The following is a 24400-nucleotide window of genomic DNA, read 5'->3' on the forward strand; positions in this document are numbered from 1 at the left end:
CACTTGTATAGATGACTTTGAAATCCTTATTAGTTTTTGTTAGGAAATAAGGTGCGTTTCCCCTGGGGTGAACTGCGTTTTAGTCGTGCCATAAAATGCGCTCCTGAAGGAAGTTATAGGATTACTGCATGTACTCTAGCCAATGCAACAATAAACTTCTCTGAGAGATAATTCGGAAAAATTAAAGCAAATTAAGATCGACCTAATTATTTTTAGTGGATTGTACTGAAGTTTTTATTCAGTTTGTCAAAAAAGTTACTCTAAATAAGCGACAGGTACTTCGAAGTCGTGTTGAGGTACTTCAAAGTCGTGTTGGGGTACTTCGAAGTCGTGTTGAGGTACTTCAAAGTCGTGTTGAGGTACTTCAAAATCGTGTTGAGGTACTTCGAAGTCGTGTTGAGGTACTTCGAAGTCGTGTTGAGGTACTTCGAAGTCGTGTCGGAGTATTAGATGATCGGTTTCCTTAGCCCAACCCAACTTACGGCAAAGGCGATCGCGGGAATATCAGCGTTGCTAAATAAAGGCAAGTCCCAAAAATCACATTGAGTCAAGCTGCTAAATTGAAAAACCCCGTTACTGACATTCTAGTAACGGGTTCTATGTTAACTAGCTTGATTAATACGCCGTTTTAACTCAGCCTCTAATCACTACCCTCGGTTTCGCTCTCATGATGCTGAGGTAATGCTGAAATGCCTCCTCATCTTGGGGGTTTGATATCACATATTGTCTTAATTCTTGCTCATTAAGAGTTAAATAGTTTGTCATCGGATAATGTTCTCCCCATTACTAAGAATTTCTATTTGGATGGTTTCGCCTATCAAAATCACGATTCGGCTTGTCCTCTCATCAAATCTAACCAATGCTATATCTCTAAACAAATTACTAGCCTGAACGCAAAAGTCAAAGAATGCTTTAAGTTGCTCGATGGTCGGTTCCATACCTCTTACTATTGAATAAAATTAAATCGGTTCATTCGTGACAAGTTAGGATAACATTGCTTTTGTCAATTAGAAATTCCGCTGAAAAGTGAAGAGATAATAAAGTATCAAATTAGGCTTAGTACTTAGCTTAAGCAGAAAAGTGAATGATGATGACTAAAAGAGCGATGCCTCCCCACAGTAGGAAAACGATCGCTCTCTTAAAGCAATTGATTTCATTTTGACCCGCGATCGCCCATTACAATCAAAAAAAGGGGGGAAGCAAGCTACGCGTAGCGTCTCGCAGAGAAGGGATGCCCAATACCCAATTAATTCAACGGCTCCATAATGACTCTTAAACCTTTACTAGAGAGTGTTTTGAGCATTTCTTTAGCATTATATTCACTACTAAATACTCCTGCTTGCATAACTCTTTGACCTTGCCAAACTGTGGGAAACGCACCAGGAGCAAGGAATCGTACTAAATCTTGATCTTTATCAGTTATAAGTGGCACTACTACGCGATAACGTACACCAAATTGTGTTGCAGAGTTACCACTATAAGGAATACTTGCAGAACTTGTTTGCAGATTGCGAGTATTAACAATGGGGATATTGCGATGTCTACGACGGGCTACGCCTACGGGAAGTGGTAAAAGTTCTGAAGCACCTGGAGCAGCAGTTTCTAGTATTGGTAATGGCTGCTGCGTTTGATCCCTCATACTTGGAACTGGTGGCTGTACAACTGAATTGGATGGGGACTCTGGTGCCGTAAACTCAATGGTATTAGGATCAATCCGCACATAATTTAACTGTGGTGTATCAGTCGGCTGTGCGTTAGTTGGTATTTGTCTACCTGACAAGCTGCTAGGAGTAGGAAATCCGACGACTCTAGAAGTGGGTGGTTGTTTGGATATAGGCGGGGAAAGCGGTATATTATTGGCTGGCATTAATGGCAGCCGTTGACTATTTAATTGTGTAGAAACAGGATTATTTACTGAAATGCTGTTGCTGGTTTGCCCATTGGTAGTTTCAGAGATTTCGGGAGCCGAGAAGGTGATTTCTCCAGTTGATGGTATTTCTCGTAACGCATTGTTAGGAACAGGGGCGGGTTGAGAATTTTCGGTTGCTAGTGCTGTTGTACCATTAATATCTACCTTGCCAGTGATGCGATCGCTTACAAGGTTGTTACCAGCAGCAGAAATCACCTGTTTAGCAGCGCTGGCATTAATATCGTAGCGGGCATTATTTTGAAATTGATTACCCCCAGGTTCGGATGCACTACCCAAATCTGGCATTGCTTGAGCGATCGCAACTAAACCATCTTCTTTATTATCTTGAATAATATTATTCCGCAAAATCGGGCGGGCATTTGCTTGTACGACAATTCCCGATCTATTGTTCTGAATTTGATTACCTATAATTACAGGAGCGGCACTTTGGGCAATATTAATCCCAAAACCTGTTTGGTGAAAGACATTTTCCTTCACTTGCGGACTAGAGTTACCAGCAATTGTGATCCCATTGGCTCCATTGCCATCAAAATAATTCTTGCTAATGGTGGGTGCTGCATTACCACTGACAGAAATACCATCTTGAGTACTACCAGTAAATGTATTTTCTGCGACTACCGGATTGCTAGATTCAATCCATAAACCGTAACCACGGGGATTAGAGTTCGTCACCGTTACCCCAGTGAGCAAGGCTTGGTTTGCCCCGACAATTGTGACGTTTTGACCGCCAAAGCTCCGACTCAGATAATCACCGCCTCCCTGAATAATAATGTCTTTACCTTGATTGCTGGCGTTGCCTTGAATTGAAATACCCGGTTTCAATATTAAGGGAAATTCCTCTCCTGTCTCGGCGCTATAAGTGCCGGTTGAAAGCATAATTACAGTATTGGCGTTAGCTAATCGCAGGGCTTGGGTAATCGTCTTTACAGGAGAGGATTCGCTGCCATTGCCTGCCTTGTCATCTCCAACACTAGGGTTGACAAATAGCACATTAGCCTGAGAAGGTGTTTTCTGATTCAGAGGCGCTGAATCTGGTGTCGATGGAATTTGAGCGATTGCACTATCCAGGCTGATACCCAGAAACGCTATACTTGCCGCCCCCATACCTACAGTAAAAGATAATACTGAAAAACTAAAAAATAAAACCCTTGCTGATTTCAGAAACTTCAGCTTTGCCAACAGAACATCTACTCTACGGTACTCAGGAAACACACGAGAGAGAATCATATTTAACACGACTCCTTATAAGTAATCATAAATTCTTATACTCTCTAGAGAGTATTATGTCGATAATATTACTCATATATTGACCGATTGGCGATATTTAATACATAGTAATAAATGATATTAGACATCTCCAGAAATTAATTGTGCGTTGCCCAAAATAATTTGTAGGCACAATTCATGAATTGTGCCTATATCATTTTCACTTCTATATCTAATAGATATTAAGAGTGAAATTAAATATGCGTTATCCAGAACCCTTGTAGAGACGTAGCACTGCTATGTCTCTACATTCTTTTTCAATTGTGAATTTTCTGGTGTATTCCCTTTTGCCAGTCTTTTGTAAGCTCGTTGTCTACCGTAAAACACTTGACTAAGCTCAGTGCGAAACTGTAGCCTCAAACTACCCTTATCACTGTCTATAGGAACATGGGATAATTTACCGTAACCCTCACTACTACGTTGTTTTGCGTAGATTCAGCAAAAATCTAGTAAAAAAAAGCAAATTAATTAACTTATGGTTACTAGGACTTATGATAATTCACACTTCGATGAAAGCACTAACGGGGTTGTTGTAATGGTCGAGCCATACAGCCAAAAAGAGCAAATACAGCAAGTTGTTTACCGCATTTTAGATGCCAATTTAGATCGCGCTCGTGAGGGCTTGCGAATTATCGAGGAATGGTGTCGGTTTGGGTTGAATAATGCCCAGTTGGCTCTTGAATGCAAACGGCTACGACAAGAGGTAGCCAAGTGGCATACCCCAGAATTGCGGGCGGCGCGAGATACACCAGGCGATCCTGGGACTGAATTAACCCATCCTCAAGAAGAACAACGAGCCAGTATAAAATCGGTCTTGCAAGCTAACTTTTGCCGGATAGAAGAAGCATTACGGGTGTTGGAAGAATACAGCAAGCTTTACCAGCCAAATATGGCTAAAGCTTGTAAGCAGATGCGCTATCAGGTTTATACCCTAGAAAGTAGTTTAATGGGTCATCAGCGCCATCAATTGTTGTGGCGATCGCATTTGTATCTTGTGACTTCCCCTAGTGAAAATTTGTTGAACAATGTCGAGGCTGCACTCAAAGGTGGATTAACGCTTCTACAGTACCGCGACAAAACCGCCGATGATTCTTTGCGTCTGGAACAAGCTAGAAAATTACGGCAGTTATGCCACATCTACGGCGCTTTGTTCATTGTTAACGATCGCGTGGATGTAGCTTTAGCTGTCGATGCCGATGGCGTGCATCTGGGACAACAAGATATGCCTATTGCTGTTGCTCGGCAATTACTGGGTTCGCAACGTCTGATAGGGCTTTCAACCACAAATAAAGAAGAAATGCAAGCAGCAATTGCGGAAGGTGTAGATTATATTGGCGTGGGGCCAGTTTATGAAACTCCTACAAAAGTAGGTAAAGCAGCAGCAGGGCTAGAATACGTCAGCTATGCTGCCAAAAATTGTTCAATTCCTTGGTTTGCGATTGGGGGAATAGATGCCAATAATATCAATGATGTAATCGATGCCGGAGCCGAACGTGTCGCAGTGGTGCGATCGCTTATGCAAGCCGAACAGCCTACCCTCGTGACGCAATATTTGCTCTCGCAACTCAATCGCATTAAACCAGAACTTTAAAATAGTCATTTGTCATTTGTCCAAAGTGAGTAACCAATACCCAATTTCCAATGCCCAATTCCCAATGCCCAATGCCCAATGCCCCACACACATATTATGTCTAACGAGATTACGATTCAGGTAAATGGGGAAACCCATAGCTGTTCGTTGCAAACTTCCTTACCCGATTTGCTCCAACAATTGGGTTTTAACCCCCGCTTGGTGGCTGTAGAGTATAACGGTGAAATTTTACACCGCCAGTTTTGGCAGCAAACAAAAGTGCAGCCAGGCGATCGCTTAGAAGTTGTAACTATTGTCGGTGGTGGTTAGTTAATTTGAGCCAGCAAGCCCAAATCCTTGAGGCTACGTCGTGTAATCTCAATGCGGGCGGGTGCATCTTCCGATTTTTGTATATCAAGGGTTGTCGCGAAAAAGTAGACGTTTTTGTTTTGCTCTAAATAACCCACGAACCAACCAAAATTTGGTTTGATACTCGTTAACCATCCCGTCTTTCCTCGCAGTGTGTAGTCTGGAGTTTGTTCGCGTACCATAATGTCTTTAACAAGATTTATTGTCCTTTGCGAGAAAGGCAAATCGCCTTGATACAACCGTTGCAAAAACTTAATTTGCTCTTTGGGGGTAATTTGCAATAGCTGCGGTTGTAGCCAAAAACCATCGATGTCTGCGACAGTGCCAATCTGACGGTTCCCGTAGCCTACTTTGTTAATAAATTGCTGCATCCGTTCATATCCAGCCCTACGCGCCAATACTTGATAGAACCAAACAGTTGAATCTTTAAAGGCTTGACGCAAATTTGTATCATGATTCCAGGCATCAATCTCTCGGTGAATTCCATCCCAAGTAAGAACTGCCACATCATCAGGAACTACACCTGTTTCTAGTGCCACCAACGCGTTAAAAATTTTGAATGTTGAAGCTGGAGCAATTGCAGTTGCATTACGTTGAGGATTGTGTTCATAGATGCGGTTATTTTTTAAGTCGTAAATCAAGATAGAGCCTTCACGCCCAAATTCTTGAAAGTGGCGCCCGAAATTTGGCGCTTTCACAGCGGGACGTTCAGATGAAGTTGAAGCAGGTTGAGCCACAACATACATTGCTCCAAAGGTAATCATACTAACTACAGCAAGACATCCAATGACTGTAAACACGAAAGATTGCATTCGGTGCTTTGTGTAACGCCGAAGGAATTGCTCTATGTTAAACCAGATATTTTTCATTGCACACTTAATCACATCACAAGCGAGATTTTACACTGTAATCTTGCTCTTTTGTGAAGCAATTTGTTAAAGGTTATGCAGAATATGGCTTATAGTAAATTGCCCTTTTTGGTATTTTTTGAATTTTATGATTTCATCCGGTTTAGTTAATAAAATCACTTCACAAAATTGCGTTTTTTCCCTCTGATTTATAAAGCGAGCGATGAAGAGTTCTACGCTTGGCTAATTCTTTACCTTTACGACCGAGTTGCTCGCGTAATTGTTGGTCTTTGCACAACCGATTGAAAGCTTGAAAAACTTCATAACCAGAATTGGGATTAACCAGTATTCCATTTTCTTCATGCTGAACTGTATCTAGAACACCACCTAAACGAGGGGCAATTATCGGCTTCCCGAAGTAACTTGCTTCTAAATAAGCCATACCAAAACCTTCCATATTATTAGGCTTAGTATCCGATAAAGTCAGCATGGCAAATATATCGCAAGCTGCATAATAACCTGCTAATTCTCGCTCTGGCACATATCCAGCAAAGTGGACGCGCTTATCAACCCGCAAACGATGCGCCAGAGATTTCAGTTCCGACTCACTTGGCCCTTGCCCGCAGAGTATATAGTGAACATCGACCCCAAAAGTTAGCAGTATTGGGATATTATCAATTACTCTGTCGAAACCTTTATGTTTTAGTAGCCTGCCGATGGAGAGAATCACTATTGCGGAATCGGGAATGTTGTACGTCTGACGCACCCGAACCCGTAAATCATCAAGGCTACTGGGATTGGCTACATTATTCCCAAATTTTTCTGGTCTGATGACTGGGTTAATGACGTGGGTAGGAGTATCCAATCGGAAAGCAGTTCTGAGGTAGTCTCTTGTATAAGAACTGTTACAAACAATGCCTTCAGCGCGTTTTAGTGTTAATTTAAATAGCGATCGCAGCACGGGATTGTGTAAAGTACAAAGAAGATCGTTGCCGTGCAGATAGATAAAAAAGCGAATCGGTAACAAATAGCTCAATAGCAACAGTGAAGGAAAATCATAGCCGTGGCCCCACTCTATATAACGATAGTGATAGCGAAAATAGAGTTTAATTGCTAGGACAAATGAGCAGACGATATTGACCAAAGGCTTCAGGATATTTCTCACATAGCGACTACGCCAATATTTAGGATAATACCAGCGATACACAGGAAACTGTTGACTCTTATCAAATACTTCATCTCCTGAGCAACTAGCTGCCAGCACAATTACTCGTTCTGGATCTTGGAGGCAGCGATTGTAGATATATTCCCCAATTACAGCTTCTTTCGGCAGGAAGATCCGGGATATGACTAGGATATCTGGGTATGCAGCTTTGTCTCTGATTTCGGCTGTTAGTTGAGAAATATGTTCCATAATAAAGTTGATGACTATATTTCAAATAGTTTTTAATTTATTTACAATTAGGATTACTTTCTAAGCCATCCTTATTATTTTATTTCTTTTAAAACGAATTTGGTAGACAAATTTGAAGCCTATTTTAGAAGATTAGCCAGGAAGATTGTTTTTTTATTGTGTTGATTTGATTTTTGCTGCAAATTTCTCAAGTAATGAGAAATTATGTGCATGATGAACAATAAATAAGCTGATGCGCGTTCGTTAATACTGTCCTTTGTCATTGGTCATCTGTCCTTTGAAATACAAATAACTAATGACAACCCTCACGACTAAATATACAACTTAAATACGTAACAACTTCAAAGCTAGCACTTGTAGCGAAATTACTCAGTGAACAACTGTTGCGAACATTCTCAAATTTAACTACGTTCAATAGAATATCCTAAATACCTGAACTATTGTACCAAAATGATAAAAACTTTTGTAAATTTCAGTAGCAAAATTGCGTCTGTATACGTTGGCTGACAGGCATTGCAGGCACTTTTTATTATTCTGCGTATACGCATTTTTAAGTTTTTTAATGTACTAAATAATGTTATTAATGGTGGTGGCTCGTTGAGCCAGTGCTAAATCATTAAGTAATTAGTTAAAAAGAAGTACTTGTAAATAAATATTCCTAACTTTTGACGTGATATGGAACAGCCAAGGAAAATCTAGTACAACATACCATTTCAAATGGCGCAAGAAGCTCGGAATACAATTATGCGTGACTTTTGACTTGCGGTACTAGGCTCCTTACAGTGTCGTGAAGAGAGAAAATTTAAAGTCTCTCTGCTAGAAGAAGAGATATGGAAGAGATTTTCCAAATTCCGTGAAAAGTCAGATTAACTTGCTACTCGAATGTTTGCGTAAGTTCTATTTTACTCAACACCATTTCAGTGAATGATTAAAAAAATTAGTCAAAATAATCACTAAAAATTAAAATCATCTGTATAATTCAAAACTGTAGTCTGATAACTGCTAGCCCAAGGCATAGCAAACAATTGCCCGTAAGCGTAGCCCGTCGTAGACATCGTAAATTTCTGTGATGATAAACATGTCTTCAGGTACGGTTCCCCAGTCGAGAAATCCCCCCTGCGATCGCTACTTACCCAAGATAAGACGCGGTAAATTAAATATGTAGCCTCTAAAAGTCAATGCTACGTGAATGCTACAAACTTGCTTGTTACGGGCTAGCGTTAGCGACATCCTGCAACACTACTCCCAGCATAGGGAGAGATCATAAATAATAATTCCGTTTTTCAAGCGATTGTCTTATGCGTAAAAAACTACAACAAACCATCAAACCGCTGTTAAAAACCTTCTTAGCCCTAAGCTTGGTGTTAGCTTTGGCTCTTGGTCACGCTGATGGCGCATTAGCAGCCCGCAGTGGGGGTCGTATCGGTGGTGGCTCCTTTAGAATGCCTTCCAGTCGCACTTATACACCGCGCACCTATGCACCTCCTGGCGGGGGCGGATACTATCCTGGTGGTGGTTTTGGTGGTGGCTTTGGCTTTCCCTTCATAGTTCCCTTCTGGGGTATTGGGGGAGGATTTGGTGGTATATTTACCATCTTAATTTTCTTGGCGATCGCTAATTTCTTATTGCAAACTTTCCGCCGTGTCTCTAGCGGTGAAACTGGAGAAGCAGATTACAGCAGTAACTCTCCTGTTTCTGTAACTCGTTTGCAAGTAGGTTTGTTAGCTCAAGCCCGGGAATTGCAAAATGAACTCAACCACATTGCTGAAACTGCTGATACTAACACCCCAGAAGGCAGAGCAGAAATTCTCCAAGAAGCCAGTCTAGCTTTACTCCGCCATCCCGAATACTTTGTATATGCGGGTGGTGGCACTCAACAAGCCAGTTTAAATTCAGCTGAAGGTCAGTTTAATCGGCTGTCACTGGCAGAACGCAGCAAGTTTAGCGAAGAAACTCTTTCTAACGTCAACAACCAGCTAAAAGCAGCCCTTGCTAAAGATGCTTTACCTCCGGCTGGTGAACTCGACAATCCCACTCGCCTATTTACCGAAGGTCCTGGTGAATACATTATTGTCACATTGTTGGCGGCGACACTAGGTAAGTTTGAAATCCCCACAGCGATTAATAGTGCTGATGATTTGCGTCAAGCTTTGCGGCAAATTGGTAGTATCCCTAGCGACAAGCTTCTAGCAATTGAAGTTCTTTGGACTCCGCAAGCTGAAAATGATACTCTCACATCTGATGATGTGTTGGCAAATTATCCTGATTTGAGACTTGTTTAATCTCTGAACAATTTTGCGCTTGAGCGCTAAAAAAACTTTGCATCTTAGTGCAACGAATAACTTACCCTTAAGAGCAATAACTAGAAAACCGTTTGTCAATGACAAGCGGTTTTTTATAGAGTTTATATCATTTCCAGATAATTAGTTATGATTCCCACAGTCATTTCACCCTAACCGGCCCTAAGAGTTTGCAAAGAGGGTATTCAGGGATGGGGTTCTTGGAGGTTAATAAGTAATTAAACGGACATAAGAGATATATTGAACTATGATTTTAGAAACATTTTGGTAGTATTATCAAAATGAATTATACGCAAAGTGTTATCTTATGCCTAGTGTTGAAGCCGACGAAAACCGAGAGCATCGCATTAAAACTGAGATCATTGTAGATGCTGAAGACAAAGAAGACCGGGCTATGGGTTGGTACTACTACCTCGAAGAGGCTCTGAATTTTCCCTTTCTGGCTAAATGGACTAAGAAGGCACGCAAATCAGGTTCTGTCGAGGAGAAACAAGTTGAAGTCCTGGGAATGGCCCCAGATGATGAGTGCTTAAAAGATATGTTTGTCGAAGTTGCTTATATTAATGGTAAGGATGAAGATGTATATTCGGCAAAATTATCTGAAATAGCAGCTATTGATGCTGACAGTGAAACTCAAGAAGCGATCACAGACTGGCTCTATTGGATTGCTAGAGGTTATAAGTTTTGAAGCAGAATGCAGAATTCAGAATGGGCTACGCCCCGCTGCGCTAACAGAATTCAGAATCAAAGTGGCAAACTTAAACCTATTTTCAGCGTTCGCCTGAGCGTTTGTCTAAGTCCGCCAGTCATAAAGAATTCAATTATGTTAGCGGATAGCTAAGGTTTAGCCCATTCTAGCTACTGACTCCTGAATTCTGTTTTTCAGTTTTTTCCATGACAGAATGATCGGGCTTCTCAGTTGTATACCATAACCTTAGTAGCTCCTAGAGTATCATATTCCATTCTTAACTAAATATGGTATAAGTAGCTTTTCCCTGGCGTTTAGCTTGGTACATAGCAATATCAGCATCCCGCAGCAGAGTTGCAGGCTCCTCATAATTACTAAAATTCCAAGTAATACCAATGCTAGCTGTAGTAGATAATTGATATCCGTTCAGGTTAACTGGCAATTGTAAAGAGTCTTGAATACGTTTGGCAACATTGGTAGCGTCGGTAATGTCTTTAATATCCTCCAAAAGAACAGTAAACTCATCACCACCAAATCGTGCTACAGTATCGCCACTACGTAAGCATGACTCTAAACGTCTAGCGATCGCTACTAAAAAATCATCCCCTATTCCATGCCCAAAGCGATCGTTAATCTCTTTGAAGCCATCTAAATCCAAAAACAAAACTGCAAAATAATAATCGCTTCTGCGTTTGCTACGTTCAATAGTTTGTCTGAGCCGATCTAAAAATAAAATACGATTCGGTAATTCTGTCAGCCCATCATAAAATGCATTGCGGATCAGTTGCGCCTCTGTCTGCTTACGTTTAGTAATGTCTTGAAAAACTAAAACCGCGCCAGTAATCTTGCCATCTCGATCGCGGATAGGTGCAACATTATCCCCAATCGCTATTTCTTTGCCATCTTTGGTAATCAATGTACAGTTTTCTGGTAAATTGAAAACTTCACCTGCTTCGATTACATAAGTGCCCAAGTTTTCAATTTTTTCTCCTATATCTTTATTAACTAAGTTAACGACTTCTATTAAATCTTTCCCGAACGCTTCACTTTGCTTCCAACCAGTGATTAGTTCTGCTATGGGATTCATCATTTCAATACAACCATTTGCGTATGTCACAATCACTGCACAACCCATACTATTAATAATTGCCATCAACCTCTGTTTTTCTTCGTATAATATTTTTTTGCTCTGATGTTTGTACAGGGTCATTTCAATCACAAAATGTAAATCACTTTCAATAAATGGTTTGACTATGTAACTAAAAGGCTCACTTAGCTGATTTTTATATAATGTTTTATATTCCGAACACTCCGTTAGATATACTACAGGCACATGGAAGTGATTCTGGATAATATCCGCTACGTGAAGACCATCTATTTCTCCAGCTAGACAGATATCAATTAATACTAAATGTGGATGAGTCTCTGCTACCTTTTTTATTGCTTCTTCACCAGATTTAGTTATTTCTGATACTAAATAACCTAATTTTTGTAAACTTTTTCTAATATTTGAGGCTATATTTTTTTCATCCTCAACAACTAGGATTTTGCGGGCGAACATGTTACGATAACCTGTTTGCTAAGGTTCAGATTTTTGTTGTCAGTGTCAACTCAAGTTAAAAGTGCTTATCTTATCATAAACAATCTCTAGCGACCCTGTTTTCTTGCTTGATATTAATACTGACTAATGAGTAAATAGCATCATGTTATTAATCTCCGGAAACTTCTATGCTTGTCAAAGCTAATTTTAATTAATTTATGTAGCTAATATGATGCTACTAAACATCAAATTTAAATTAGAATGTAATTATCAAGCACTCAAAAACTGATTTTAAAATGTATACAATAATTTTTTATTGGGAAAGTATAAACACTAAGTATAATATCTCTATACAAATTAATCAAGAAAAAAAAATCATAAAATCACGTTATATTACTTTAATCTAATTTAAAAAATCTAGACTTTGTTGTATCTATTATGCTAATATACATCAAATAAAATATTATTAATAATTCATCGTAACCTGTAATTAAAGAGTTTAATGCTGGTTTACCTAAAAACAGGTTTTATATCAGATGAGGTCTAGATTACGGTCTAAATCTGTCTGAAATTTTTAATGATAAGTAAACTCGTCTTACTTAGAAATATTCATATAACAACCGTAAATTTTTTAAACTTCTCAGTCTTATTGTAATAGCATGGCAAGCCTAAATATGTGCAATAGAAAATTAGTTATGTTTCTCAGATCTCAATAGTTGAGATATTTTTAATGCATTATTTTAGCCTTGCCACGGCACTACGCGTATTTTAAAAATAAAATACTAGTACAGCACGGCGTAAATAAAGCAACTATTTCAAATCGTTCAAAAGCCTGTCTTCTAAGCTTTTTGACTTTTGACTTCCGCCTTGGGGTACTAGCCCTATAGCTTCTGGTTAATACTTAATCACAATTGATGTCCTCTGAAAATATGCAAGTTAAATGTTCATCAGCAGATCGCGGTATTTTTTAGTTTTTTGGTAATCAGCAGGTGCTGGGGGTCATAGCAAGAAAGATTATCATTATGAGACATTTCCAAGCTCCACGTAAACCCCCTGTTTTTGCTAGCTGATAGATATTGAAAAAAAACGCATTTTGTGAATTAAAGGTTGGACTTACTTTTAGTCAGTTCAATGCTAATTTTGCCACCAAAATCTGGAATAGGTGCAGCAGGTTTGCTAAGAGTGACTTGAACTTTTGTTACACGATCGCACTCTTGGAGGATAGAATCTGCGATCGTTGTTACCAATTTCTCCACCAAAACAAATTTAGACGTTTTGATCAGATGTTGTGTCAAGCTAATGACGCTGCGATAATCTAAAGTGTCTTCGATCGCGTCAGTCTTGGCCGCTGTGGAGATATCCAACCATAACCTCACATCCACCTCAAACCATTGTCCTAGCACCTGTTCTTCTGGTAGATACCCAGTGTAGCCATAGCCGCGAATTCCCGTTAAATGAATGCAATCCATAAAAGTTTGAGAGCAAATTGTGCATTTTGTAGAAAGTAGAGCAAGTTTGCTTGGAGATTTTCTTTCCCAGAAACTCGCGTGGCGGTGATGGAACCCAACACCGCATTGATGGATTTTAAATTGAATTTCCCTAGACAAAATCTAAAATTTAAGATTGTTTTATAGCTATGTTTGATTTAATGCCGATCGCTTATAGGAATGTTAATCAACTTTGGGCTTACATTTTAACAGAGACGCTAAAGCGGTTGGGATTGACTTGTGCCATCATTTGCCCTGGATCGCGTTCTACACCCTTAGCGATCGCTTTTGCTCAACAAGCACCTGAGATTGAAGCGATTTCCATTCTCGATGAACGTTCCGCCGCCTTTTTCGCTTTGGGACAAGCTAAAGCAACCGGACGCCCCGTGGTACTACTTTGTACTTCTGGTACAGCAGGAGCAAATTTTTATTCAGCAGTAATAGAAGCCTCATATAGTCACGTACCACTATTGGTACTAACTACTGATAGACCCCCAGAATTGCGAGATTGTCACTCTGGGCAAACTATAGATCAGTTGAGATTATATGGAAACTACCCAAATTGGCAAACAGAGTTAGCCTTACCCTCCGCCGATCTGGGAATGCTAGCTTATCTGAGACAAACGGTAATTCATAGCTGGGAAAGGGCGCAAACTCCTACAAAGGGGCCAATCCATTTGAATATTCCCTTTCGCGATCCCTTAGCGCCTCTTCCTGATGGAACCGATTTGAGTTATTTACAGTCCCAGTTCCACCCAGAAGAATTCTTCGCAGGAATAGCAAACCCATGCCCCATGCCCCATGCCCAATGCCTAATACCCAAAGAATGGAAAGAGTGCGATCGCGGCATCATTATTGCAGGTGTTGCCCAACCGTCACAACCAGAAGATTATTGTAAGGCGATCGCGCAACTTTCCCAAACCCTCAAATGGCCTGTGCTAGCTGAGGGACTTTCCCCAGTCAGAAATTATACCGAACTCAACCCTTATTTGATTTCCACTTATGACCTGATTTTGCGAAATCAGCAACTAGCAAAGCAGCTAGCGCCCGAAATGGTGATTCAGGTAGGTGAAATGCCTACGAGTAAAGAACTGCGTACCTGGATAGATGCAACCCAACCGCGACGCTGGGTAATCGATCCTAGTGACCAAAACCTCGACCCTTTGCACGGGAGAACGACACATTTACGGATATCTGTAGAAGAAATAAAAGTAGAGGAGAGAAATTTATCTTTATCCTCAGATTATGTGCAGGAATGGTGTAATGCAGAAGCGAAGGTTAGGTTAGTAGTTGACCAGACGATGGGGAAAATAGATGAAATAATTGAGAGTAAAGCAGCTTGGTTAATTTCTCAGATTTTACCGCCTGGAACGCCTCTGTTTATTGCCAATAGTATGCCTGTACGGGATGTAGAATATTTCTGGAAACCAAATAATTTAGGAGTGCGATCGCACTTTAACCGGGGTGCAAATGGTATTGATGGCACATTATCCACAGCATTAGGAATTGCCCATCGCCAGCAAAGTAGTGTGATGTTAACAGGAGATTTGGCTTTATTACATGACACCAATGGTTTTTTAATCCGCAATAAGTTTGTGGGACATCTCACAATTTTGTTAATCAACAACAATGGTGGTGGCATTTTTGAAATGTTACCTATTGCCAAGTTTGATCCACCATTTGAAGAATTTTTTGGCACTCCCCAGGATATTGATTTTGCTCAGTTATGCGCTACTTATAATGTGCAGCATGAATTGATTACTTCTTGGCAGCAGTTGAAGCAAAGATTAAACCCGCTTCCAACTACAGGGATTCGGGTTTTAGAATTGCAGACAAATCGGAAATTAGATGCAAAGTGGCGACAGGAGAATTTGCGACAGTTTGCAGCAGATATTGTAATTTAACTCTGCCGTTAGATATTACTAAATACTGAGATGCAAAGTATTAATCTTGCAAAATGTTTATGGAGTCAAAATTAAAAGTGATTTGTGTAAAGCGTTTCAAGTACTGGTGGTGGTGCTGAAACTTGCAAAATATTAGAATTAGTAGTACAATAAGGACTCTAGCGAATTTAGCGACAAATGCGACAAGATGTAGAACATAACAATAATGATAGTGAAGAAGATATTTCGTTTTTAACAACTGTTGAAGTAGCTCAACTTCTTCGTGTTCACCAAAGAACTGTACAAAGATGGATATCATCAAATAATCTTAAAGCTACAAAAGTGGGGCCAAGAATTTGGCGTATCAGACAAAAAGACTTAAATGAGTTCTTACAAATAAATAACAGTAGAAAACAAACAGAAGAAGATATTAACTCAAATGGCAACAGGAATACCTAGTCAAAATAGTCGTAAAAGTCAAAAACAAAATGTAATTCCTTTTCGTCTGGAATATGAAGGGAAAATTCCTATAGAAGATATATTAAAAATTCCTGTCGCCAAGTTACATCGCATAATCAGTATAGATGAACATCCAAGAAACAGACTCATCTATGGAGAGAATTTAAGAGTTCTTAGTTCATTCTTGAACGATAATACTATCGCGGGTAAAGTTAGTTTAATTTATATTGCCCCCCCCTATGCAATAGGGAGTAGTTTTGAGTCTCGTCAAAGAGACCATGCTTATCATGACCTAATAGAAGGTGCAGAATATTTAGAGTTTTTACGTCAACGACTGGTTTTACTAAAAGAACTTTTATCAGATGAAGGTTCTATTTATATACATTTAGATGACAAGATGGCTTGTGCTGTCAAAATTCTAATGGATGAAATTTTTGGTTCTAAAAACTTTCGCAATTTGATTACAAGAAAAAAATGTAACCCAAAAAACTATACACGTAAACAGTATGGAAACACCGCTGATTACATTATATTTTACACAAAAACAGATAATTATATATGGAATCAGCCTTTTAACCCTTGGACTGAAACTACTGCAAAGAAAGAATATCAATATGTTGAAAAGGAGACTGGAAGAGTTTATAAGAAAGTTCCTGTTCATGCACCAGGTGTAAGAAAAGGTGCAACAGGTCAACCCTGGAGAGGAATGCTACCTCCTCCTGGTAAACACTGGCAATATACTCCAGAAACTTTAGACGAAATGGATGCACGTGGAGAAATTTACTGGTCACCAACAGGAAACCCAAGAAGAAAAGTTTATTTAGATAATAGTCAGGGTATTTCAGTCCAAGATATTTGGCTTGATTTCAAGGATGCCCACAATCAAAATATAAAAATTACTGGCTATCCAACAGAAAAAAATCCAGATATGATAAAACGAATAATTCTAGCCTCATCTAATGAAGGAGATATTGTGTTAGATGCATTCGCTGGAAGTGGTACTACTGCTGCTATAGCTGAAGAGTTAGGTAGAAAATGGATAGCTATTGATAATTCCCAACTTGCTATAGCTACAATAGTTCAGCGTTTAGTTAAAGGGACAGAAGCAATGGGTGACTTCATTAACGGAAATAGTTCCGCTAAACATGAACAAAAGTGCTTAATAGGTATAAATAGAATTTTACGAAGTGGTCTAGATTTATATATTGAAGAAACACCAGAATTAGAGTTGATCTCTGATACTGTAATACATGATTGGGATAGCAAACTCAACTTTCAAGCCAATCTTGTGTAAATCTCTCATCAAGCATTTTCAGAGTGCATACCATTATTTTGCCACTACCATAACTTTCTAGACGAGCGTAATCATTCCACATAGATCCTAGTAGCAATCCTGGGCCATCATTTAAAAAAAATACTTTTAAAGCCACTTTATATGTATCAGCATATCTGAGAATATCAGTTGCTTTATCTCGATTTCCACTAGTCCGATCATCTTCTTGAGAACCTCCTCTATCAGAGTCATAACGAGCAAATCCAACTACTAAGGGGTTCCATCTAATCTAGATATAAAAATATCTGCTGGAGTTTGAGCTTCCCAATTATCCAAAACCTTATCAAGCATTACATCTTTTCCAGCACGAACTGGCCCCCGAATTATATAGTTTTTACCAAATACTCTGTCAAACCATAAGAAAAACGCTTCTGTCAAGTCATAGCCTTTTTGCCCCCGTTTACTCTGTTCTAAAAGAAAAGCCATCAGAGTTTCATCGGGTACAGGACGACTTTGCAAATTTTTTCTAACTTCTTCTAAGCTACGAAATCTATCACCAAAATCGTTAATTATAGTGGGAATATCACGTTTTTTCTTGGTCATTTCTACAGTCGTATCTGGTGATACATACCTCCGAAATACTCTAAGAAGTTGAATACGTAAAGGATCAGGCTCATTTGTAATAATTTCAAGTAAATTTGCAGAGTTGGTTGCTTCGTCTACCAATTCTATGAAACGCTCCAAAACTTTCTCGTAGAGCATTTTAGCTTCATCTAAAGAATCTGGGTAGAATGGTGAGTCAAATATGGTAATCCACTTAGATGCAGTTACTTTGTAGCTACTGAATGAATTCAAATTACAATCTCCCTCACCATAATCGATACAATCTTTTAAGTATAAAACACATAACTCTATAAAAAAACTCAAAAGATAACCCTTTCAACGTCCCTCAGCAATTTCACCAAATAGTCGTTTTAACAATCAGAGGATAAGCGATCGCACTTTTTCCACCGCTTCTGATATACCCGCGTATGTGCAAATGCTTCTTCATTCACTACGGGAAACTTTATTTGTAGCCATCATTATTTTACGGAGTGCGTAGGCGTAGCCCACCGCAGGTATCGCCCTTCTTATTTGCGTGAAATTTACCCGCTTTGTTGACCTTGTAACCACCCTTCCAAATCAGCAAGAGAAGAAAAATCCAACAAAGCGTCACCTAAAGCTTCTAACTGTTCCACCGATAACTCTTGAATCTGAAACAGAAGCGCATCAGGAATTGCACCCACAAGTCGGTTTAACTGTCGTAAAACGACCTTTCTTTCTCCTTCTTCCTTCGCTTCCCGAATCGCCCGTGGTTCTTCCAGATTTAGTCCTAACATCGTTGCAATCTCCTCTCGACGTGTCTGTGGGTGAAACTTACCCGCTTACTTCACCTTGTAACCACCCTTCTAAGTCAGCCAGAGTAGAGAAATCCAATAAAGCATCACCTAAAGCTTCCAACTGTTCCACCGATAACCCTTGAATCTGAGACAGAAGCGCATCAGGAATTGCACCCACAAGTCGGTTTAACTGTCGTAAAATAAGCGATCGCGCTTCTTCCTCTCGTCCTTCTTCCTTCGCTTCCCGAATCGCCCGTGGTTCTTCCAAATTCAGTCCCAACATCGCTTGAATCTCCTCTCGACTCAGGTTAGAAAACTTGTAGACAATAATCGTCGTCACTAAATCAATTATCGCTTGTTCCGATTGTTGCCGTGCAAGTTGTAGCAAAAACCGCGCCCCTTCTACTGCTTCCGTTTCAGAAGTAACATTTGTCAGCAACATCAAACCCAATCCCAAAGGTTGTTGTCGCAAATCCCCCAACTCATCCAGATAAACCCGTCTGACTTGACCACTTTCCAACAAAGCACGGTGAATCGAAGAGGAAGAAGGTTCAAGACTGCGAGAACCAAAAATTATTACCCCAAACCAGTCATCGTAACGGATAGAGTGGCGGTAGAGAAACAAAAACAATTCGCTAAAAAAGCGGTGATATAGGTCTTCATCCTTCTGAAATTGGACTTCTGCAAAAAAAACGGTTTTGGAAACTGCATTAGCGGGAGGTAAAAACACTCCATCAATCCGAAACGCCGTTTCTTTCACCTCAACTGATTCAAACTGGTAGTTCTCCGCTTCTGGAGGTGGTTCATCTACTAATTCAAACAGTAAACCGGGAAATTGCTTAAATAATTTGTAGAAGATGGTGTCACGTCGCATTTTTATTCCTCAACACCCAGACAATTACCAGATTGTAAAGGCTTGAGACACCAATTTTAGTGTAGGCGTAGCCCACCGCAGGTATCGCATGTCCCTACGTCCGCGATAAAATTCTCAAGCACAACAGCGCACTCCATACCAATGCAAATTAACTGGCAAACTGCCAAAACCTACGAAGATATCCTGTATCAAAAAACTGATGGCATTGCGAAAATCACCATCAACCGTCCCCATAAACGCAATGCTTTCCGTCCTGAAACAGTCTTTGAACTGTACGACGCTTTCTGTAATGCTCGTGAAGATATTACTATCGGTGTCGTCCTATTTACTGGATATGGACCACACACTGATGGTAAATATGCCTTCTGTTCTGGTGGCGATCAAAGCGTGCGCGGACATGCGGGTTATGTGGATGATACTGGTATCCCTCGCTTGAATGTGCTGGATTTACAACGGCTGATTCGTTCGATGCCGAAAGTGGTAATTGCCCTAGTAGCGGGATATGCGATCGGTGGTGGACACGTTCTACACTTAATTTGTGACCTTACCATTGCTGCCGATAACGCCATTTTCGGACAGACTGGCCCGAAAGTCGGCAGTTTCGACGGTGGTTTTGGAGCTAGCTATCTCGCCCGCGTTGTGGGGCAAAAAAAGGCTAGAGAAATTTGGTTTCTCTGCCGCCAATATGATGCACAACAAGCGCTAGAAATGGGTTTAATTAATTGCGTCGTCCCAGTGGAACAACTAGAAGCGGAAGGTATTCAATGGGCGCAAGAGATTTTAGAAAAAAGTCCGATCGCAATTCGCTGTCTCAAAGCCGCCTTCAACGCTGATTGTGACGGACAAGCTGGTTTACAAGAACTTGCTGGCAACGCCACCCTACTTTATTACATGACAGAAGAAGGGTCTGAAGGCAAACAAGCCTTTCTCGAAAAGCGTCCACCAGATTTTCGCTCTTTTCCTTGGTTGCCTTAGAATTGCAAAAATCGCACTCTTTAATGAGATGCGATTTTTGTAGATATCAACTTTTACAGCACTAAAAATCTTAAAAACAAATCTTATTTTAAGCAGACTATAAACTCAGTCCAGTAATAATGGATGACTAAATGACCACTGCTTTAGTTTTTACCTGTTCTGATATAGAAGCAGCTATTTCCTCTAGAGGGGCAAGAGCAGCATTGTCTAAATCTGAGGCTAAAGATTGACAAGATGTTAAAACTGGAGCTGCATCTGGTAAACCCCAAGCATCTTCCAAGGTTTCCCAAGAAGGTGCAAAAGGTGGGAGCGCCAAAGAGCAAGCCTTCCAAGCCGCTTGAACTGGTGCGCCCAACTGCTGGCACGTTCCGCCACGGCGACCTTCTGGCTGGTAATGACGGCAATATTTACAGGCAGATGCTAAAACTTTAATGGGTTTCATTCGGATTCATCTTTAGTGTCATTTCTGGCTGAATTTCATCTTTATATTTTGCTTCTATATATAAAGACAGAGAAAAGCCAAAAAGTCATTATTTTCTATAGGTTTCAGCGATCCCTAGTAAAAAATAAACTTCAGGATATTTTTATAATCTTGTCATATATTTAAATAATCAGTAGAGCAATTACATATAGATATCGTCTAAAACTTATTAGGGATCAAGAATAAAAGTAAAGCTTTTGATTTATCTAGCCTTTTAAATTCCTCCTTGAGCCATCCTTAAGGCATAGATTTTCAGATAAATAGTCTGCTTGAGATCCCACATTTGGCATATTTTAGCTACAAACTATACTTTTTCTCAAGAATTAGAAATCTTTGATGTAATGGCAGCAAGGTATTTCAGGATCAACTCTGCTCAACGAAATAATCGTTCAACTCTTTTGCTTTGAAAACTGTTTAGCAGCACAGACAGAACAGACTTCCCAGCGCTGGAGTTCACCAGGTGGGGTGGGAGATTGACACTGGGGACAAAGGGGTAAGCCATGCGATCGCGATCGCACAATCTTCGTCCAATGTCCAAAAGCCGCATTTACATCTTTAGTGGGTGTAGCATTAGGGCGGTTAATCTCATCACCAATGTAACTGGGATGCTCATGAGGCGAAACCGTTTGTTGCTGTTTTCTCTCCGCCGAAGGATTCTGCCAGCCAGCAGTCGAAAAGCGAATATCAACCAAAGGCGTTGGCAGCTTTTTATTCAACTTTAAAAGTAGAGATGTGCGACCAAAAGTCAGGTTTTGCGCCCAAGCAGCACTAGAAGTTGCTACCGACAAAACATCACGCTGAATCGATAATGGTCGAGTATTTGCGGCAACCACTGGGCCAACAACTTCTGCCCAACATTTGAGCAGGTGTTGAAATGGTTGCTCCTGCCATTTGGCCTGCTTTTCCAGAATCCTTAAAACATCATTAATTGATTTCAACGACATTATTCAAAGTGGGGAGTGGAAAGTGGGGAAGGGCAGGGGATCAGCGAGCAAGGGAGAAGAGTTTCCCCTCTGCTTCTTTTCAATGCCTCTATCTATTTAAATAATTTTAATTTCCGCTACTATTGTCACAAAATATATCTAAAAGTTGATTCCAGTAATCTACGTTTGAGGCGCAAAAGTAATGACTCAAAATCCCCTGAACGACTCCGGTACTCATCAATCATCTAAAACACCTGGGTTGAAACCAGTACTAGCAGCAGCACTAGCGAGTTTAGAGGTACCGCTAGATCAAGAGTTAGCTCGATACCGACGCACGCGAACTGGTTTGGTGTCATCAAACCAGTCCCGTGTTGCAAGTTACATGAGCGGACAACCCCAACCGGTAACTGCCATTCCGACAACATTGGGTGCAACTCAGTCATCAGCAACGGAAATTAAAACCAACGTACCGCCTGCATCTGTACCCGTGAATTATCAGGGAACCCCTGCGCCAGCTACGGCAAAAATTGATGTCCCACCCGAATCTGTAGCTGTGAATCTTGAGATGAACCTAGCACCAACTATGACTAAAACTGAGGAACTGAATAATCTTAATGTGTCCTCCACCTCCAATGCAGCTAAAACACAAACTCAACTTCCACCACCCCCACCCAACTTTAGTAGCAGCATCGTGCCAGCAATCGTTAAAAATACTAAAAGCGAAAATCACTTGCAGTCAGATGATAGCCCCAAGCATCCAGATGACTATTTAGAATCTAGTGAAGCACTGCTGCGAAGTCTGACAGAAGAACAACCAGAAACCAAAAAACCAAGCAATTCTAGCGACAGTCTGCTATCACCCTTGGGTATTGGCTCCATGTTACTGCTATTAGTAGCGAGTCTTACCTTGGGTTATGTAGTCTTCAACCCTAAAAGCTTGCCACAATGGAATTTAGGCAATTTGTTTAATGGCAACTCGTCTCCTACACCAGAAAATACTGAGGAAGGTGGGAGTAATGTCCAACCTCAAATCCAGCCACCAAGTACATCTATACCCAAATATCCCAATCTAGCTACTGAAGAGTTTCCTGAAGTAAGAGATCCTAACGATGTAGTTGGCTTAAAACCCAAAGTCCAACCAAACCCCGCAGTAGTAACTAATCCAGTTGTTCCCCAAAACCCCGCAAATCCTCAAGCGCCATTGTCTGAACCCAATACAGCCCTAAAACCGACCAATCCGATCGCCTTAGCACCAGTACCGACGCTACAATCCTTGCCTCCCCTAAATTTGCCTCCCACTTCATCGACAAAAACCTCGCCCAAGCCAGTCGCAACCCCACTAAAACCAAATGCAGAAATCAAACCAGGAACAGATGGGTTTTATCATGTAGTGATCGATAATAAAGGGGAAGCTTTTGCCTCAGCACGGCAAGTAATTCCTGATGCTTATTTATCGCCCAACAAAGAATTGATTTATCTAGGTGCTTTTAAAACTAAACAGCAAGTAAAACAACAGATGAAACTGTTAGAAGCGAAGGGAATCAAGGCACGGGTTCAGCAGCCATGAATTGCAAAAATCTACGATACTATGAGATAACAGTCCTGAGTTTTAAGTGCTGAGTTTTGTTAGCAGTAGCGGAGCGTTGAGCCAATTCTGAGTCCTGAGTAGTAGAGATAAAATCTTGCTTATTTACGCCCCTACGATAAAAATTCTTAATATTCAGGACTCTAACTTGGCATTCAGCACTCCATAACTACCCTACGACAATTTTTATACTCAGGATTTTAACTAGGCACTCAGAACTGGGTTTCGTGAATGGAGAGCCGACATGGAATTAATCAAGCGTATCCTGCGGGTGATTCGCGCTAATCTCAATAGTTTGATTGGTGGTGCAGAAGATCCAGAAAAGATTTTGGAGCAAGCTGTTCTGGAAATGCAGGAGAATCTGGTGCAGTTGCGGCAGGGTGTAGCACAAGCGATCGCTACTCAGAAACGCACTGAACGACAAGCCGCCGCCGCTGGGTCGCAAACAGAAGAATGGTATCGCCGCGCCCAATTGGCCCTGCAACAAGGCAATGAACCTCTAGCACGCGAAGCTTTGACTAAGCGCCAAGCCTATAAAGAAACTACTACAGCCCTCTTGTCGCAGATAGAGCAGCAAAACGAGATAGTTGCTAGGCTAAAAAAGGATATGCGATCGCTAGAGTTAAAAATTTCCGAGGCGAAAACTAAAAAAGATATGTATATTGCCCGCGCCCGTTCTGCTGAAGCGTCTTATCGCCTCCAAGAAATGCTCGGCGGAGTTTCTACTAATAACAGTCTGAGTGCCTTCGAGCGCATGGAAGAAAAAGTTTTACAGATAGAAGCTCAATCAGAAGCCATAGCTCAACTTAGTAGCGACGACTTGGAAACACAATTTACTTCTTTGGAATCTAATGATGTAGATACCGAATTGGCAGCGATGAAGGTGCAGGTTTTCAACCAGTCAGAAAACACACAGCAAAAAATCCTAACCGAGGAGAGCCAAAAGACAGAGCAGCCTCCCCAACAGCAGTTACCCAAAACTCAGGATTCTTGAAGTTCTACTAATTACCCCAGTTTGGCGATATCTTAACAATTAAGAGTTGTTAGGAGGTACTGATTCAGAATGGAAAGATTACATTGAAATAGGTAGCTATAAAAAAGTAAAAAAGCTAACTGTCCAACAAAAAGCGTAAATCACACAAGGAAAAACAAAGTT

General features: G+C 40.5%; 19 protein-coding genes and 1 pseudogene. 10 read left to right on the forward strand and 10 right to left on the reverse strand.

Translation table 11 applies throughout. The features are described 5' to 3' along the window. Window positions 1-1246: 1246 nt before the first annotated feature. Entirely contained in the window at window positions 1247-3157 is a 1911-nt protein-coding gene (locus HWQ42_RS10305; RefSeq protein ID WP_292811595.1) for a DUF1565 domain-containing protein, read from the reverse strand. A gap of 514 nt (window positions 3158-3671) precedes the next feature. Here HWQ42_RS10305 and HWQ42_RS10310 point away from each other — a divergent pair. Continuing rightward, on the forward strand, window positions 3672-4787 hold the full coding sequence (locus tag HWQ42_RS10310; protein WP_292811597.1) for a thiamine phosphate synthase: 1116 nt from the start codon (window positions 3672-3674) through the stop codon (window positions 4785-4787). Between the two features lie 96 nt (window positions 4788-4883). Continuing rightward, window positions 4884-5096, forward strand: a complete 213-nt coding sequence (gene thiS / locus HWQ42_RS10315) for a sulfur carrier protein ThiS (RefSeq protein ID WP_292741243.1) — start codon at window positions 4884-4886, stop codon at window positions 5094-5096. On the opposite strand, the gene blaOXA is transcribed toward thiS, so the two are convergent. Together blaOXA and HWQ42_RS10325 are read right to left on the reverse strand one after the other, a co-directional pair. Beyond that, the gene (gene blaOXA / locus HWQ42_RS10320; RefSeq protein WP_292811727.1) at window positions 5093-5899 is read right to left on the reverse strand and encodes a class D beta-lactamase; all 807 of its coding nucleotides are present in this window, start codon (window positions 5897-5899) and stop codon (window positions 5093-5095) included. The genes thiS and blaOXA overlap by 4 nt on opposite strands. A gap of 265 nt (window positions 5900-6164) precedes the next feature. After that, a complete protein-coding gene (locus HWQ42_RS10325; RefSeq protein WP_292811599.1) occupies window positions 6165-7397 on the reverse strand; it encodes a glycosyltransferase family 4 protein in 1233 nt (410 codons plus the stop codon). Between the two features lie 1298 nt (window positions 7398-8695). Here HWQ42_RS10325 and HWQ42_RS10330 point away from each other — a divergent pair. After that, on the forward strand, window positions 8696-9679 hold the full coding sequence (locus HWQ42_RS10330; RefSeq protein ID WP_292811602.1) for a DUF1517 domain-containing protein: 984 nt from the start codon (window positions 8696-8698) through the stop codon (window positions 9677-9679). A gap of 325 nt (window positions 9680-10004) precedes the next feature. Next, window positions 10005-10385, forward strand: coding sequence for a calcium-binding protein (locus HWQ42_RS10335; RefSeq protein ID WP_292811604.1), 381 nt, complete (start codon window positions 10005-10007; stop codon window positions 10383-10385). Between the two features lie 277 nt (window positions 10386-10662). Here HWQ42_RS10335 and HWQ42_RS10340 read toward each other — a convergent pair whose 3' ends face one another. Together HWQ42_RS10340 and folB are read right to left on the reverse strand one after the other, a co-directional pair. Beyond that, window positions 10663-11946 (reverse strand): diguanylate cyclase, encoded by a 1284-nt coding sequence (locus HWQ42_RS10340; protein WP_292811606.1) that lies wholly within the window; start codon window positions 11944-11946, stop codon window positions 10663-10665. Window positions 11947-13025: 1079 nt separating this feature from the next. Continuing rightward, window positions 13026-13394 carry a dihydroneopterin aldolase gene (folB, locus tag HWQ42_RS10345; protein WP_190939334.1) on the reverse strand — a complete coding sequence of 123 codons (369 nt, stop codon included), beginning with the start codon at window positions 13392-13394 and terminating at the stop codon, window positions 13026-13028. A gap of 167 nt (window positions 13395-13561) precedes the next feature. Here folB and menD point away from each other — a divergent pair, with 167 nt between their 5' ends. The 3 genes from menD (at window position 13562) to HWQ42_RS10360 (ending at window position 17048) form a co-directional block, all read left to right on the forward strand. Continuing rightward, window positions 13562-15316: a 2-succinyl-5-enolpyruvyl-6-hydroxy-3-cyclohexene-1-carboxylic-acid synthase gene (menD, locus tag HWQ42_RS10350; protein WP_292811612.1), complete on the forward strand. Its 1755-nt coding sequence runs from the start codon at window positions 13562-13564 to the stop codon at window positions 15314-15316. Window positions 15317-15493: 177 nt separating this feature from the next. Further along, window positions 15494-15754, forward strand: a complete 261-nt coding sequence (locus HWQ42_RS10355; RefSeq protein WP_292811614.1) for a helix-turn-helix domain-containing protein — start codon at window positions 15494-15496, stop codon at window positions 15752-15754. After that, complete coding sequence (locus tag HWQ42_RS10360; protein ID WP_292811616.1) at window positions 15735-17048, forward strand: DNA methyltransferase; 1314 nt, start codon at window positions 15735-15737, stop codon at window positions 17046-17048. Before HWQ42_RS10355 ends, HWQ42_RS10360 begins: the two co-directional genes overlap by 20 nt. A gap of 249 nt (window positions 17049-17297) precedes the next feature. Here HWQ42_RS10360 and HWQ42_RS10365 read toward each other — a convergent pair whose 3' ends face one another. From HWQ42_RS10365 to HWQ42_RS10375, 3 genes and pseudogenes are all read right to left on the reverse strand, one after another. Next, window positions 17298-17954 carry a hypothetical protein gene (locus tag HWQ42_RS10365; protein ID WP_292811618.1) on the reverse strand — a complete coding sequence of 219 codons (657 nt, stop codon included), beginning with the start codon at window positions 17952-17954 and terminating at the stop codon, window positions 17298-17300. A 218-nt stretch (window positions 17955-18172) separates the two neighbouring features. Then, window positions 18173-18424: pseudogene (locus tag HWQ42_RS10370) on the reverse strand (DUF4351 domain-containing protein); the annotation flags it as partial. Window positions 18425-18443: 19 nt separating this feature from the next. Beyond that, a complete protein-coding gene (locus tag HWQ42_RS10375) occupies window positions 18444-19280 on the reverse strand; it encodes a DUF2887 domain-containing protein (protein WP_292811620.1) in 837 nt (278 codons plus the stop codon). Window positions 19281-19421: 141 nt separating this feature from the next. Here HWQ42_RS10375 and menB point away from each other — a divergent pair, with 141 nt between their 5' ends. Next, the gene (menB, locus tag HWQ42_RS10380) at window positions 19422-20255 is read left to right on the forward strand and encodes a 1,4-dihydroxy-2-naphthoyl-CoA synthase (RefSeq protein ID WP_292811623.1); all 834 of its coding nucleotides are present in this window, start codon (window positions 19422-19424) and stop codon (window positions 20253-20255) included. A gap of 127 nt (window positions 20256-20382) precedes the next feature. Here the strand turns inward: menB and HWQ42_RS10385 are convergent, their stop codons facing one another. Both HWQ42_RS10385 and HWQ42_RS10390 read right to left on the reverse strand, forming a co-directional pair. Further along, window positions 20383-20697, reverse strand: coding sequence for a hypothetical protein (locus HWQ42_RS10385; protein ID WP_292741260.1), 315 nt, complete (start codon window positions 20695-20697; stop codon window positions 20383-20385). A 428-nt stretch (window positions 20698-21125) separates the two neighbouring features. After that, window positions 21126-21680, reverse strand: coding sequence for a DUF721 domain-containing protein (locus HWQ42_RS10390; protein ID WP_292811625.1), 555 nt, complete (start codon window positions 21678-21680; stop codon window positions 21126-21128). Between the two features lie 181 nt (window positions 21681-21861). Here HWQ42_RS10390 and HWQ42_RS10395 point away from each other — a divergent pair, with 181 nt between their 5' ends. Both HWQ42_RS10395 and HWQ42_RS10400 read left to right on the forward strand, forming a co-directional pair. Further along, entirely contained in the window at window positions 21862-23226 is a 1365-nt protein-coding gene (locus HWQ42_RS10395; protein ID WP_292811627.1) for a hypothetical protein, read from the forward strand. Window positions 23227-23488: 262 nt separating this feature from the next. After that, window positions 23489-24238, forward strand: a complete 750-nt coding sequence (locus tag HWQ42_RS10400) for a PspA/IM30 family protein (protein ID WP_292811629.1) — start codon at window positions 23489-23491, stop codon at window positions 24236-24238. Window positions 24239-24400 lie beyond the last annotated feature (162 nt).

The organism is Nostoc sp. JL23, from assembly GCF_017115065.1.
GTDB lineage: Bacteria > Cyanobacteriota > Cyanobacteriia > Cyanobacteriales > Nostocaceae > Nostoc > Nostoc punctiforme_A.